This is a genomic window from Dactylosporangium sp. NPDC049140, assembly GCF_040648435.1.
The window spans coordinates 71,008-84,947 of record NZ_JBEZDS010000019.1 but is presented as its reverse complement, the minus strand read 5'-3'; the positions used below and the strand labels follow the sequence as shown (position 1 = coordinate 84,947).

Sequence of the window (13,940 nt, the reverse complement as noted above, 5' to 3'; positions counted from 1 at the left end):
GCAGTTGTATCTTGCGCAACTCTTGAGGCGCTGCTGCGACCGTCCGGTTACGCGATGTCGCGGCGGCGGGTGATCAAGGTGCCGATGGTGCCGAGGACCAGCGCCCAGCCGACGAGCACCACGACGCCGACCCAGCGGGCGGGCAGGTGCGTGTCGCCCATCTGGTTCTGCAGCGAGCCGACCACGTGCTCGGAGGCGAGTGGCGGGATGTACACGGCGGCCTGCAGCACCCAGTCGTCCTTGATCAGGTACGTGCGGACCAGCGCCAGGACGGCCAGGGCCGCGTAGGTGCCGATCGTGTAGACGACCGCCGCGGTGATCGTCGCGCCGATCTGGCTGCGGATGAGCACGCCGATGCCGATGCCGAAGACCGCCCACAGCACGTACACCAGCAGGTTGAGCAGGATCGCCTGCTGCGCGCCCCAGTGCCCGAGGCTGTTGCTCACGCCCTCGCTGGAGAAGAAGATCGCGCCGACCACGAGGCTGATCACGGTGGCGATCAGCCAGAAGGCCAGCGCCATCATGCCGCCGGTGATCAGCTTGGCCGCGATGACCTTGGTGCGCTTCGGCGTCGCCAGGAACGTCGCCGTCGCGGTCTGGTGGTAGAACTCGTTCGTGATCAGCAGGATGGCCAGCAGCATCACCATCATCAGGCCGAAGAACTGGCCCGAGGTGTAGACGTTGGCGGCGATGCGGGCCAGGCCGGCGCCGGTGTGGGCGGCCGCCACGTGGTCCTTCTCGGCCTGCTGCTGGGCCAGGAAGTCGGCCTGTTCCTGGCTCGACATCCCGGGCGGCGGCGCCTGGTTGAGGTAGTCCGGCGTCTGCAGGTCGGAGTCCGCCTGCGCGGTGTTGATGAGCAGGGCGAGCCCGACGAACGCCACCGAGCACAGCAGGAAGATCCACCACATGTGCGTGGTGCGCAGCTTGATCAGCTCGCTGCGGATGAGCCGGATCATCGGATGGCCGCCCTTCCCTGGGTCAGTTCGAGGAACACGTGCTCCAGGTCGGGGCGCTCGGCGACGAGCTCGTGCAGCTCGACCCCGGCCTGCAGCGCGAGCTTGCCCACGGCCGGGGCGTCGAGGCCGGTGATCAGGTGGGCGCCGTTGCCGTTCGGGTTGACGGCGCCGCCGGCCCCGCGCACCGCGGTGACCAGCTCCTGGATGTTGGGCGTGCGGACCCGCACGGTGACCTGGGTCGAGCCCTGGCCGATGATCTGGTCCACGGGGCCCTGGGTGACGAGCTTGCCCGCCGCGATGATGACCACGTCGTCGGCGAGGACCTCCATCTCCGACAGCAGGTGGCTGGAGACGAGCACCGTGCGCCCCTGCTGGGCCAGGCCCTGCAGCAGCCCGCGCATCCAGCGGATGCCCTCCGGGTCGAGGCCGTTGGCCGGCTCGTCGAGGACCAGCACCTGCGGGTTGCCCAGCAGCGCCTGGGCGATGCCGAGGCGCTGCTTCATGCCCAGCGAGTACCCCCGGAACTTGCGCTTGGCCGCCGTGGTGAGCCCGACCAGCTCGAGCACCTCGTCGACGCGGCTGTTGGGGAAGCCGCCGGCCGCGGCCACGCAGCGCAGGTGGTTGCGCGCCGTGCGGCCCTTGTGCGCCGCGGAGGCCTCCAGGATCGCTCCGACCAGCCGCAGCGGCTCGGCGACGTCGGCGTAGCGGTGCCCGCCGATGGTGGCGGCGCCCGCGGTCGGCGTGACGAGGTTGAGCATCATGCGCAGCGTGGTGGTCTTGCCGGCGCCGTTCGGCCCGAGGAACCCTGTGACGCGGCCCGGCTCGACCACGAACGACAAATTGTCGACGGCTCTGACGTTGCGGTACTGCTTCGTCAGGCCGGAGACGACGATCTGCCCGTTGGACAAGGCGCCGCTCCCTCCATGAGAACAAGTGAAGGCGTCAATATGGCACGTCAGGACAAGTGCCCGCGATCTAGCCCCGGTCCGACACCCTGATGACGTGTTTGAGCCCCGACCAGGTTTCGTCGATCGCGCACACCTTGACGTCCACTCGGCCGTTGGCCAGGGCGTATTCGCGAACCACGTTCTCGTCGAGATCGGTCGCCAGGCCCGAGGCGCGCTTCGGCCACGCCACCCAGAGCGCCCCGGCCGGCGGGGTGAGCCGGTGCAGCACCCGCCACCGGCGGCGCAACCTGGCGAAGTCCGGACAGAACAGGACGATCACGTCGTACACGCCGGGGATGGTGCGCCGGTGCAGTACGACGTCCGGGGGCAGCTCCTCGAGCTCGAACCCGTCCGGAGCGCCGTCGAGCAGGACGCGATGTCCCGCATTGACACCGAGCTTTTTCGGTAACGGTGTGCCTGAATATCCCGCCATGGCTGACCACGGTAACCACAGTTCACCCGCGCGCCATCAGGGAAACCTGTGAGCGTCAGCCATCCGCAGGGGTCGACGCTTACACCGAACGCATGACGATTCTCGCCGTCGCCGCCGGCCCGCAAGAGCTGGGCGACTTGCAGCGTTACACCCTGCTGGTGGCCACCGACGGCGCCCAGGTCCGGGCCGCACAACGGCTCCGCCACGAGGTCTTCGCCGGTGAGCTGGGCGCCACCCTGCACAGCACCGAGGCCGGCCTGGACGTCGACGCGTTCGACGAGTTCTGCGACCACCTCATCATCCGCGAGGAGCTCACCGGCCAGGTCGTCGGGACCTACCGCATGCTCCCGCCGGAGCGCGCGGCCGCGGCCGGCGGCCTCTACGCCGAGACCGAGTTCGACCTCTCCGGCCTCGCCCAGCTGCGCGAAGGCCTGGTCGAGACCGGCCGCTCCTGCGTGCACCCCGACCACCGCAGCGGCGCCGTCATCAACCTCATGTGGGCCGGCATCGCCCGCTACATGCACCTGCACGGGCACCGCTGGCTCGGCGGCTGCGCGTCGGTGCCGCTGGCCGACGGCGGCGAGACCGCCGCCGGCGTGTGGGACCTGGCCCAGCGCAAGCACCTGGTGCCGAGCGCCTGGCGGGTGCGTCCGCGCAACCCGTGGACGACCACCGCCGAGCCGCCGGCCAAGGTCAACGTGCCGCCGCTGCTCAAGGGCTACCTGCGCCTCGGCGCCTGGGTCGGCGGCGCGCCGGCCCACGACCCCGACTTCGACTGCGCCGACTTCTACGTGCTGCTGTCGCTGGATCGGATCAACCCGCGGTACCTGCGCCACTTCCTCGGACAGGAGTGAGCTCCATGGCGGTCATGGACAGCCTCTGGCTGCCCCGCTCGACCTGCGGCGCGGACTGCCTGCCGGCCGCCTCCGACCGGCACGCGTCGCGCCTGCTCATGGCCAAGCGCATCGTCGCCACCGGGCTGGTGCTGCTGCTCGCGGCCCTCGCGCTGCCGGTGCTGGCCCTGCTGCCCCAGCGCGGCCTGGTCCGCTTCCAGCGCGGCCTCGCCCGCGCCGTGCTCGCCGGCCTCGGCATCAAGCACTCGGCCACGGGCCGCCTCCCGCAGTCCGGCGCCCTGCTCGTGGCCAACCACGTGAGCTGGCTGGACGTCGTGGTGATCCTCGCCCACGCGCCGGCCCGCCTGCTGGCCAAGCGCGAGGTCCGCGCGTGGCCCCTCATCGGCCGCCTGGCCGCGACCCTGGGCACCGTGTTCGTGGACCGCTCGCGCCCGAAGAGCCTGCCCGCGACCGTCGCCCAGGTGCGCCGCAACATCGCCGCGGGCGGCGTCGTGGCGGTCTTCCCCGAGGGCACGACCTGGTGCGGGCGCATGGGCGGGACCTTCCGGCCGGCGATGTTCCAGGCCGCGGTGGATGCCGGTGTACCGGTCGTTCCGGTCCGCCTCACGTTCGCCCAGCAGGGGGTGGTGACGACGGTGGCCGCCTTCATCGGCGACGAGACCCTGCTGGCGTCGCTCAAGCGGGTCGTGGCGGCCCGCGACCTGTCGATCAGCCTGCGCGCGCACCCGAAGCTGCACCCGGCCCCGTGCGACCAGCACACGCACTCCCGCCGAGTGCTGGCCCGGGCCGCGACCGCCGTGGTGGCCGCCTGACCGTCGCGTTACGGAGCCGGCCGGGTCGAGCATCTCGACCCGGCCGGCTTTTCGCGTGACCGGGTCACGCGAGACAGTCGCGATGTATCGCGTTTCGCGCTACGCTCTCCTTGCTGGACCGGGAGCGAGGAGTGCGCGTCATGACGGCGTGGAAGATCAGCGAGCCGCAGCGGCTCGCGCTCGACGAGGAGGTCACCGACCTCAGTGTGTCGCTCGTGTCCGGGCGGCTCAACGTCGTCGGGTCCGACGAGGGGCCCCCGCGGGTCGAGGTCGCCGAGATCAGGGACCAGCCCGTGCACGTGGCGATCGGCGGCGGGCGGCTCGACGTGTCGCAGCGCTTCCCCAAGGGCTGGCCCGGGTTCCTCTGGTGGATCTTCGGCCAGCGGTTCAAGGTCGACATCTCGGTCGTGGTGCCGACGGGGGCCGCGGTGCGCCTGCACCTCGCGTCGGGGACGGTCATCGCGTCCTCGCTGCGCAACGGGGCGACCGTGGACGTCACGAGCGGCCGGATAACGCTGCTCGGGATCGACGGCACCGTGTCCGGGCGGATCGTGTCCGGCTCGATCGAGGGGCTGACGCTCGGCGGCGAGGTCGCGTTCGAGACGGTGTCGGGCGAGATCGTCGTGGCCGACTCGACGGCCGCGAAGGTCAGCGCGCGGACCATCTCCGGCTCCGTCACCTGCGATCTCGACAACCCGACGGCCGGCACAGAGGTCAGCCTCGACACGGTGTCGGGCGAGATCACGGCGCGCGTGCGGGAGGACAGCGACCTGCGGGTGAGTCTGCACGCGATCTCCGGGCACGTGATCAACGCGTTCCCCGAGCTCGACCAGCACGCGCGCAACACCGTCACCGGCCGCCTCGGCTCCGGGTCGGGTGGCCGTCTGGCCGCCAACGCGACGTCTGGCACCATCTCGCTGTTGCGCAGGCCGGTGGACGACGAGGAAGAGATGTCAGCATGAGCGCGGTGTTCAGCCACGGCCGGCTCCGCCTGTACCTGCTCAAGCTCCTCAACGAGGGCGCGCGGCACGGGTACGAGCTCATCCGGCTCCTCGAGAACCGTTTCCACGGCCTCTACGCCCCCTCCGCGGGGACCATCTACCCCCGGCTGCAGCGCATGGAGGCCGACGGCCTCATCTCGCACACCGCCGAGGGCGGCCGGAAGGTGTACGAGATCACCGACGCCGGCCGCGCCGAGCTCGACCGGCGCGCGCGGGAGCTGGAGTCGCTCGAGGCCGACATCAACGCCTCGCTCGCCGACCTCTCGACGCTCGCCGACGAGGTCGAGCAGGGCGTGCGCGGCTCCGTGCGCGACCTCAAGCGCGAGCTGAAGGAGGCCAGCCGCCAGGTGCGCAACGCCCCGCCGGCCGGCCCGACGTCGTTCGGCTGGGGCTACCCGCCGCGCCCCGGCGCCGCCGGCACCCGCTCGGCCGCGCCGCCCCCCGCCGACGTGGTCGGCGAGCTGGAGGAGAAGGCCGCGCTGCTGCTGTCCGAGGTGCGCCGGCTCGCCCGCACCGGCCGGGCCAGCCAGGAGACCATGCGGGCCACCCTCGTGGTGTTGGACGGCGCGATCGACCAGGTGAGACGCTTGCTGCGGTAGGGCCGGGCCGGTGCCCAGGAACTTCCCAGGCAACCACCAGCCCTACATCAGCGGAGGGCGGAAAGATATGCACATGGGGGTACGAGGCGGCGTCGCACAATCCGGGGGTGCATCGTCGCCAGGCGTGGCGCAGGCTGAGGCGAGGCTGCTCGTGGTCGAGGACGACCCGAATATCCGCGAGCTCCTCTCGGCCAGCCTGCGTTTCGCCGGTTTTGCGGTGGACGCGGTGACCACTGGAAGTGAAGCGGTCACCGCGGCCCGCGAAAGCAAGCCCGACCTCGTGGTCCTCGACGTGATGCTGCCCGACCTCGACGGCTTCGAGGTGATCCGGCGGCTGCGCGAGGGCGGGGTGCGGCTCCCCGTCGTCTTCCTGACCGCCCGCGACGGCACCGAGGACAAGGTCCGCGGCCTCACGCTCGGCGGCGACGACTACGTGACCAAGCCGTTCAGCCTGGAGGAGCTCACCGCCCGCATCCGGGCCGTGCTGCGCCGCACCGCGGGCGACCCCGGCCCCAACCGCCTGGTCTTCCACGATCTGGAGCTGGACGAGGAGACCCACGAGGTGAGCCGGGCGGGACAGACCATCGCGCTGTCCCCGACCGAGTTCAAGCTGCTGCGGTACCTCATGCTGAACGCCGGTCGCGTGCTGTCCAAGGCCCAGATCCTCGACTTCGTGTGGAACTACGACTTCCGCGGCGACGACAGCATCGTGGAGTCCTACATCTCCTACCTGCGCCGTAAGGTCGACATCGCCGAGCCGCGGCTCATCCACACCCTGCGCGGCGTGGGCTACGTCCTGCGCCTGCCCGTCTGACGGGCCACTCCCGTGCGGTTCATCTCCGACGTACCGCTGCGAGTCAAGCTCGTTGCGGCCGTGCTGACCCTCGTCACCATGGCGCTGCTCATCATCGGCGTCGCGAGCGCGCTGGTCATGCGCAGCTCGATGATCGACAAGGTCGACGGGCAGCTGCGCCAGCTGGCCGGCACCGTCGACCTCACCCGCCTGGTGAAGCAGACCGAGACGTCGGTCGTGCAGTCCAACTACTTCTACTTCTGGCTCGCCGAGGACGGTGACAACCTCGGGCTGCGCACGGTCGGCCTGGCCGACAGCGGGGCCCGCCCGCCGCTGCCCACCACCACCGGCGAGCTGGTGAACCACCTCGGCGAGCCGTACACCGTGCGCGCCTCCGGCACCCACGAGCGCTGGCGGGTGCTGATCATCCAGCGGCCCAACCAGAACAGCGTGAGCATCCTGGGCGTGGCCGAGAACCTGTCGATGATCGACAACGCGGTCGACGAGCTCATCGCGGCCGAGCTGTTCATCGGGGCCGGCGTGCTCGTGGTCATCGCCGCGGTCGGGGTCACGATCGTGCGCACCAGCCTGCAGCCGCTGCGCGACATCGAGCGCACCGCCGCCGCGATCGCCGCCGGCGACCTCACCAAACGCGTGCCCGAGAGCCCACCGGAGACGGAGATGGGCCATTTGGCGGGCGCGCTGAATACCATGCTCGGCCAGATCGAGGGCGCCTTCCGCGTGCGCGAGGCGTCCGAGGACCGCATGCGCCAGTTCATCGCCGACGCCTCCCACGAGCTGCGCACGCCGCTGACCACGATCCGGGGATTCGCCGAGCTGTACCGCCAGGGCGCCGCCCGCGAGCCGGAGCAGACCTCGGCCCTGCTGCGCCGCATCGAGGACGAGGCGGCCCGGATGGGGCTGCTCGTCGAGGACCTCCTGCTGCTGGCCCGCCTCGACCAGGAGCGCCCGCTCAGCCTGGCCGACATGGACCTGCGCGTGATCGCCGGCGACGCGGTCGCGGCCGCCTCCGCGGTGGCGCCCGACCGCGAGATCGCGCTGGAGCTCGAGACCGACGAGCCGGTCGAGGTCAACGGCGACGAGGCGCGCCTGCGCCAGGTGGTCGGCAACCTCATGACCAACGCGCTGACCCACACGCCCGACGGGACGCCCGTCCAGCTCCGGCTGCGCCGCGACGGCACCGATGCGTTGATCGAGATCGTCGACCACGGGCCCGGCCTGAGCGACGAGCAGGCGGCCCGCGTCTTCGAGCGCTTCTACCGCGTCGACAAGGCGCGCACCCGCCAGCAGGCGGGCGGCTTGCACAGCGGCAGCGGGCTGGGCCTGGCGATCGTCGCCGCGCTCGTGGCGGTGCACCAGGGCACGGTCTCGGTCTTCGTCACTCCCGGTGGCGGGGCGACCTTTCAGGTTCGGCTTCCCCTCACAGGCGGTTCCCAGGCCGCTCCCGGTGGCCCGCAAGCTGCCGCGGCCAAGCTCAAATCATGAGCGAACAGCAGGGATGGGCGCAGACGCCGGCCGCCGAAGTACCGCAGCACATGCCCACGAACCACGTGCCGCCACACGTCCCGCACATGCAACACCCGCCGCAGTGGTACCCGCCGACACCACCCTTCGTGACGCCCGCCACCGCCATTCCGGCCCCTCTCAAGAGCCGCCGGCTGGGCAAGGGCGTGGTCGCCGTGGTCGCCGCGGTCGCGCTCTCGATCGCCTCGGCCGTCGGCGGCGGGGTCGCCGCCCTGGAGCTGCGCCCGGCGGCCTCGACGAACACCGTCGTCAGCGCGCAGAACACCGGCAACTCGTCGGCGGGCACCGCCAACCTCGCCGACGTGGCCGCCGCGGTGCTGCCGAGCGTGGTCTCCATCAACACCGGCTCGGCGGTGGGCTCCGGCGTGATCATCACGACGGACGGCAACATCCTCACCAACAACCACGTCGTGGCGACCGCCCGCGGCACCACGGTCCAGATCAACTTCTCCGACGGCAAGACGGGCACCGCCCAGATCGTCGGCACCGACGAGGACAACGACCTCGCCGTCGTCAAGATCGTCGGCGGCGGTACCTTCACGCCGCTGGCCTTCGCCGACAGCGGCAGCGTCCACGTCGGCGACACCGTCCTGGCCGTCGGCAGCCCGCTGGGCCTGGAGGCCTCCGTGACCTCCGGCATCGTCAGCGCCCTCAACCGTGAGATCGACGAGAGCTCCGGCGAGGGCCAGAACGGCCGCGGCACGCAGCAGACCTCGGCCGGCGCGAAGATCCCCGGCGCCATCCAGACCGACGCCGCGATCAACCCGGGCAACTCGGGCGGCGCGCTGGTCAACACCGCCGGGCAGCTCATCGGCATCAACACCGCGATCGCCTCGACGAGCGAGACGGCCGGCAACATCGGCGTCGGCTTCGCGATCTCCAGCAACACCGCCAAGACCGTCGCTCAGCAGATCATCGGCTAGTACCGCACAGGCTGGTTTCCCTCCCAGAAAAAGGGCGGCGCACTTGGCGGAGTGCGCCGCCTTTCTGTGCCCGGGACCTAGTCGGCCCAGCCGAAGGATCGCTCGACCGCCCGCAGCCAGAGGGCGTGGCCGCGGTCCCGCTGCTCGGCGGCCATCGCGGGCTCCCAGCGCTTGTCCAGCTTCCACTTCGCACGCAGCGTGTCGGTGTCGGGCCAGAACCCGACCGCCAGCCCCGCCGCGTAGGCCGCGCCCAGCGCCGTGGTCTCGGCGACCGTCGGGCGCACCACGGGCACGTCGAGCACGTCGGCCTGGAAGGCCATGAGCAGGTTGCTGGCGGTCATCCCGCCGTCGACCTTGAGCGTCTCCAGGGGTACCGCGGACTCCGCCATCATCGCGTCGACCACGTCCTTGACCTGCCAGGCGGTGGCCTCCAGGGCGGCGCGGGCCAGATGGCCCTTTGTGACATAGCCGGTGAGCCCGGTGATGACGCCCCGCGCGTCCGGGCGCCAGTGCGGCGCGAAGAGGCCCGCGAACGCCGGCACGATGTAGCAGCCGCCGTTGTCCGACACGGTGGCGGCGAGGTCGTTGATCTCCGGCGCGGAGGCGATGAGGCCGAGGTTGTCGCGCAGCCACTGCACGAGCGAGCCGGTGATGGCGATGGAGCCTTCCAGCGCGTACACCGGATCCGCGTCGCCGATGCGGTAACCGACCGTGGTCACCAGGCCCCGCTCGCTCGACACCGGCCGGGTCCCGGTGTTGAGCAGCAGGAACGAGCCGGTGCCGTACGTGCACTTGGCCTCGCCCGGCGCGAAGCACGCCTGGCCGAACAGCGCCGCCTGCTGGTCGCCCAGCGCGCTGGCCACGGGCACGCCGGGCAGCAGCGTCCTCGCCTCGCCGTACACGTACGACGACGAGCCGATCTCGGGCAGCATGACCCGCGGGATGCCGAACGCTGCGAGCAGTTCGTCGTCCCAGTCCAGCGTGGTCAGGTTCATGAGCATCGTGCGGCTGGCGTTCGTCACGTCGGTGACGTGCCGGCCGGTCAGCTTCTCGATGAGCCAGGTGTCGACGGTGCCGAAGTGGATCTCGCCGGCCTCGGCCCGCGCGCGCAGGCCCGGCACGTTGTCGAGCAGCCAGACCACCTTGGGGGCGGCGAAGTACGTGGCCAGCGGCAGCCCGCAGCGCTCGCGGAAGCGGTCCGGCCCCGCGTCCCCGGCCAGCGTGCGGATCAGTGCGTCGGTGCGGGTGTCCTGCCAGACGATGGCGGGGTGCACCGGCTCGCCGGTGCGGGCGTCCCACAGGATCGTGGTCTCGCGCTGGTTGGTGATGCCGATGGCGGCGACATCGGCGCGGGAGAGTCCGGCCTGGTCCAGGGCGCGGGTGGACACCGCCTGGACGTTGTGCCAGATCTCGACCGGGTCGTGTTCGACCCAGCCGGGGCGGGGGAAGCTCTGGCGGTGTTCGCGCTGGTCAAGCGCCACGATGGCGCCGTCGGCGTCGAACACGATCGCACGGGTGGAGGTCGTGCCCTGGTCGATGGCGAGGATGTACACAGTGCCATCTTCGCCGAAGCTCTGTCACGTTCGGGACGGAACCTTTCCGGCGTCTGCCCGGGGGCTTAGAGTCCGTGGCCGGAACAGTGTCCGAACAGGAGCGACAGTGGCCGTCATCGAGACGCGCATCAGTGTCTGGGAGGCCCTCGCCGGGCGCGCCCCGGGTGTACCGCTCGGCCCGGCCGACGTCGGCCTGTGGCATGCCGTATCGGACCGGCTCAACCCGGCCCGGGCCCGGCCGATCCTGCGCGAGGGCGTCGAGGCGGTCACGCTGACCTCGGCCCGCGGCGTGGACTACGTCATGCTGCGCTCGCCCGACCACGGCGAGTCGAGCTACCTGCGCCTGACGCCCGAGGAGTTCCGGCTCGCGCAGTTCATGGACGGCAGCCGTACGGTCGCCCGCCTCGTAGCCGAGTTCGCCCGCATCTCCGGACGGCTCGCGCCCGACCAGGTGACCCGGATCGTCGCCGACCTCGCCGGCAACCGGATGCTGGCCGAGCTGCCCGTGGACGCGTTCCGCAAGCTGGAGCGGGTGCACCGGCGGCCGTGGCCGATCCGGCTGGGCAAGGCGCTGCTGGCCACCGCCCAGGGCCGCCGGGTCGTACTCGCCCGGGTCGACCCGATCGTGACCTTCCTGTACAAGGCGGGCGGTCGGCTCTTCTTCACCCGGGTCGTGGCGGTGCTCTGCGGGCTCGTCGCGCTGGCCGGCCTCGGCGTGTTCGTGTGGAACTGGTTCCGCGCCGACCAGTCGGTGTTCCTCACCAACGACTCGTACTTCGCCGGCGCACTCGTCCTGCTCGGCCTCAACGTGGTGGCGCTGGCCTGTCACGAGCTCGGGCACGCGCTCGGCGCCAAACACGCCGGGCGGCGGGTGCCCGCCGCGGGCTTCCTGGTGTACTTCGGCATCCCGTCGGTCTTCGTGGACACCACTGACGTGTGGATGGCCGGCCGCCGGGCCCGGCTCGTCACCACCACCGCCGGGCCGGCCACCGGCCTCGTGCTCGCCGGCATCTGCCAGCTCGTCGGCGTGTTCTTCCCCGAGCTGCAGCCCTGGACGTTCAAGCTGGCCTTCGCGTGGTACCTCAACGCGCTGTTCAACCTCAACCCGTTCATGGCCCTCGACGGCTACTACCTGCTCATGGACTGGCTCGAGGTGCCCAACCTGCGCGCCCGCGGGCTCGCCTGGGTGCTCGCCCGCCTGCGCCGCCGGCCGCCGCGCTTCTCCGACCTCGATCGGGAGGGGCGGCTCGTCGCGCTGTACGGCATGCTCGCCGTCGTCTGGATCGCGATCGCGGTAAACCTCGTCTACCGCGTGTACACCGACCGCGTCGCCGGCGTCGTGACCGGCCTGTGGAACGCCGGTTGGCTCGCCCGGGGGCTGCTGGCCGTGATCGTCGTGGGGCTGCTCGCGCCCGTCGTGTACCTCTTCTTCGGCTGGCTGCGCCGCCGGGGCCGCCGCGTGCGGGACCAGCTCGGCGAGCGCAGGCTGGTGCGCGACGAGCCGCGCCGGTTCGCCGCGCTGAGCGCCTCGGCGCTGTCCAACCTGCCGCCGGACGCCCTCGCCCGGCTCGCCGGGGACGCCCGCTGGGTGCACCCGCGAACCGGCGACCAGCTCGTCATCGCCGGGGCCGCGCAGCCGTCGGTGTACGTCGTGGTCGACGGCGCCCTGGAGGCGAGGCGTCCGGGCGATCCCACCGGCAGCGTCCGGGAGCGCGTCGGTCGCGGCGGCGTCGTCGGCCTCGCCAACGCGCTGACCGGCGCCCCGGCCGCGCTGAGCTGGATGACCGCGGGCACCACGCTGCTGGCCATCCCGTCCTCGACGGTCTCCGCGGCCATCGGCCCGCTGCCCGGCCCGCCGCCGGTGGAGTGGGCCGAGCTGGAGAAGCTGCTCGCCGAGACCCCGGCGCTGGCCGGCCTCGGCCACGAGGACCGCCTCGGCCTGCTCACCCGCGCCCGCCCCATGCACCTCGGCCCCGGCCAGCCGGTCGTGCTGGGCACCGGCAACGACGCGCTCGTGGTCGAGTCCGGCTCGCTGCAGCTGCCCGAGGGCACCGAGCTGCACCGCGGCTCGATGATCGGCCCGTACGGCGACGGCTCGCCCGGCCAGGTGGCCACCGCCCGCACCCCGGCCCGCGCCTGGCTGCTGCCCGCCGTCGCGGGGCTGCCGCTGCTGCTGGGCCGCGCGCCCGATGCCACCCCGGCCGGCGGCCGCCGCCCGATGTCGGGCGCCCACCCGCCCTCGACCTACCCGCCGCTGGCCGCGCCGCCCGGCGTGCCCGCACCCGTCGACGACAGCGTCGACCGCCGCTTCGAGCGCCGGCTGTGGTGGCTGCTGATCCTGCTGCTCCTCTTCGCCGTGTTCCTGACCGGCGCGAACCTCTTCACCGGCCCGGTGTGGGCGGAGATGCCGACCGACAGCGCGCTCGTCACCGTGACCCGCGGCGAGGCGACCGTGCGGGTCAACGGCACCGACCGCCGGCTGACGCGCAACGCCAAGCTGTACGTCCAGCAGGGCGACTCGGTCCACATCAGCGCGAAGTCGACCGCGTCGCTGACCTTCCGCGGCGGCAGCGCGACGGTCCTCTGCGCCGGCGTCGACCTGCGGGTCGGCGCCCTGATCAGCGGCCAGCAGACGCCGATCGAGCCGACCGCGTCGCTGACCCTCGACCGGGGCCGCCTGCTGGTCGACACCACGAGCACGACGACCGCGTTCGGGCCGCTGCGCCTCACCGTCGGCGGGGTCACCAACGAGGGCTCGGCCCGCTTCGCACTGCCGGCGGGCGGCGACCCCGAGGTGGGCCGCGGCGTGGTGAAGCTCGACGGCACCGTCGTGGACCCCTCGTCCGCGGCCGACCTGACCTGCGGCGACGGGGTGGCGCTGCCGAAGCCGGGCGGGACGCCGACGGTGGTGCCGTCGGCGTCGGACACGCCGTCGGAGTCGCCGTCGCCGAGCGAGTCCCCGTCGGCCTCGGCCTCGGCGTCGGCCTCGCCGACGCCGGAGGCCACCCCGACGCGCACGACGCGGGCCCCGACCCCGACGCGGACGACGGCCGGCCCGACCCGCACGACGGGCGCCCCGCCGCCGACCACCACGACGGGTCCGCCGCCGGACACCACCGTCCCGACCGTGCGGTTCCCGACCCCGAACCCCGCCTACGTCTACCCGCCCGGGTGTCCTTACGGCGGCGCATCCTCGATCAACATCCAGGTCGACGCGGTGGACCCGGTCGACGCGTCGAGCACCTTGAGGGTGACCGTGACGGCCACCGCGGGTTCGGCGTCCGTCAAGTACTCGCAGGGCACGACCTTCGCGGGCTCGTTCGGCGGCGTCACCGGGCAAAGCGACATGGACGTCACCCTGACCGCCCGCGCGACCGACCCGGCCGGAAATGTTTCGAGGCCCGCGTCGATCAAGGTCCACTATTACTCGCAATGCATCGTTGGCTGACGAGGAGAGAACGTGCTTTGTTGGTTCTGCGCCAAGGCGGCGCGGGGGTCGTGCCGGTTCTGCGGCCGTGGGCTGT

At 72.1% G+C, this 13,940-nt stretch carries 12 protein-coding genes; 8 read left to right on the top strand and 4 right to left on the bottom strand.

Annotated elements, in window-relative coordinates:
* Positions 1–47: 47 nt before the first annotated feature.
* The 3 genes from AB0B76_RS28310 to AB0B76_RS28300 all read right to left on the bottom strand — a co-directional run bounded on the left by AB0B76_RS28310 (position 48) and on the right by AB0B76_RS28300 (position 2,336).
* A complete protein-coding gene (locus AB0B76_RS28310; RefSeq protein WP_360381198.1) occupies positions 48–956 on the bottom strand; it encodes an ABC transporter permease in 909 nt (302 codons plus the stop codon).
* On the bottom strand, positions 953–1,864 hold the full coding sequence (locus AB0B76_RS28305; RefSeq protein WP_360381195.1) for an ATP-binding cassette domain-containing protein: 912 nt from the start codon (positions 1,862–1,864) through the stop codon (positions 953–955). The genes AB0B76_RS28310 and AB0B76_RS28305 overlap by 4 nt, the downstream gene beginning before the upstream one ends.
* Positions 1,865–1,931: 67 nt before the next feature.
* Complete coding sequence (locus AB0B76_RS28300) at positions 1,932–2,336, bottom strand: DUF3052 domain-containing protein (RefSeq protein WP_360381192.1); 405 nt, start codon at positions 2,334–2,336, stop codon at positions 1,932–1,934.
* Positions 2,337–2,428: 92 nt separating this feature from the next.
* On the opposite strand from AB0B76_RS28300, the gene AB0B76_RS28295 reads away from it, so the two are divergent.
* The 7 genes from AB0B76_RS28295 to AB0B76_RS28265 all read left to right on the top strand — a co-directional run bounded on the left by AB0B76_RS28295 (position 2,429) and on the right by AB0B76_RS28265 (position 8,863).
* Positions 2,429–3,190, top strand: coding sequence for a GNAT family N-acyltransferase (locus tag AB0B76_RS28295; RefSeq protein ID WP_360381189.1), 762 nt, complete (start codon positions 2,429–2,431; stop codon positions 3,188–3,190).
* 14 nt (positions 3,191–3,204) lie between these two features.
* Positions 3,205–4,002 carry a lysophospholipid acyltransferase family protein gene (locus AB0B76_RS28290; RefSeq protein ID WP_360381186.1) on the top strand — a complete coding sequence of 266 codons (798 nt, stop codon included), beginning with the start codon at positions 3,205–3,207 and terminating at the stop codon, positions 4,000–4,002.
* A 140-nt stretch (positions 4,003–4,142) separates the two neighbouring features.
* Entirely contained in the window at positions 4,143–4,964 is an 822-nt protein-coding gene (locus tag AB0B76_RS28285; protein WP_360381183.1) for a DUF4097 family beta strand repeat-containing protein, read from the top strand.
* On the top strand, positions 4,961–5,602 hold the full coding sequence (locus AB0B76_RS28280; protein ID WP_360381180.1) for a PadR family transcriptional regulator: 642 nt from the start codon (positions 4,961–4,963) through the stop codon (positions 5,600–5,602). Before AB0B76_RS28285 ends, AB0B76_RS28280 begins: the two co-directional genes overlap by 4 nt.
* 124 nt (positions 5,603–5,726) lie before the next feature.
* Positions 5,727–6,416, top strand: coding sequence for a response regulator transcription factor (locus AB0B76_RS28275; RefSeq protein WP_344613221.1), 690 nt, complete (start codon positions 5,727–5,729; stop codon positions 6,414–6,416).
* A gap of 12 nt (positions 6,417–6,428) precedes the next feature.
* Entirely contained in the window at positions 6,429–7,901 is a 1,473-nt protein-coding gene (locus tag AB0B76_RS28270) for a HAMP domain-containing sensor histidine kinase (RefSeq protein ID WP_360381176.1), read from the top strand.
* Positions 7,898–8,863, top strand: a complete 966-nt coding sequence (locus tag AB0B76_RS28265) for a trypsin-like peptidase domain-containing protein (RefSeq protein WP_360381173.1) — start codon at positions 7,898–7,900, stop codon at positions 8,861–8,863. The genes AB0B76_RS28270 and AB0B76_RS28265 overlap by 4 nt, the downstream gene beginning before the upstream one ends.
* A 77-nt stretch (positions 8,864–8,940) precedes the next feature.
* On the opposite strand, the gene glpK is transcribed toward AB0B76_RS28265, so the two are convergent.
* Complete coding sequence (gene glpK / locus AB0B76_RS28260) at positions 8,941–10,416, bottom strand: glycerol kinase GlpK (protein ID WP_360381170.1); 1,476 nt, start codon at positions 10,414–10,416, stop codon at positions 8,941–8,943.
* A 106-nt stretch (positions 10,417–10,522) separates the two neighbouring features.
* On the opposite strand from glpK, the gene AB0B76_RS28255 reads away from it, so the two are divergent.
* The gene (locus tag AB0B76_RS28255; protein ID WP_360381167.1) at positions 10,523–13,864 is read left to right on the top strand and encodes a cyclic nucleotide-binding protein; all 3,342 of its coding nucleotides are present in this window, start codon (positions 10,523–10,525) and stop codon (positions 13,862–13,864) included.
* Positions 13,865–13,940: the final 76 nt, after the last annotated feature.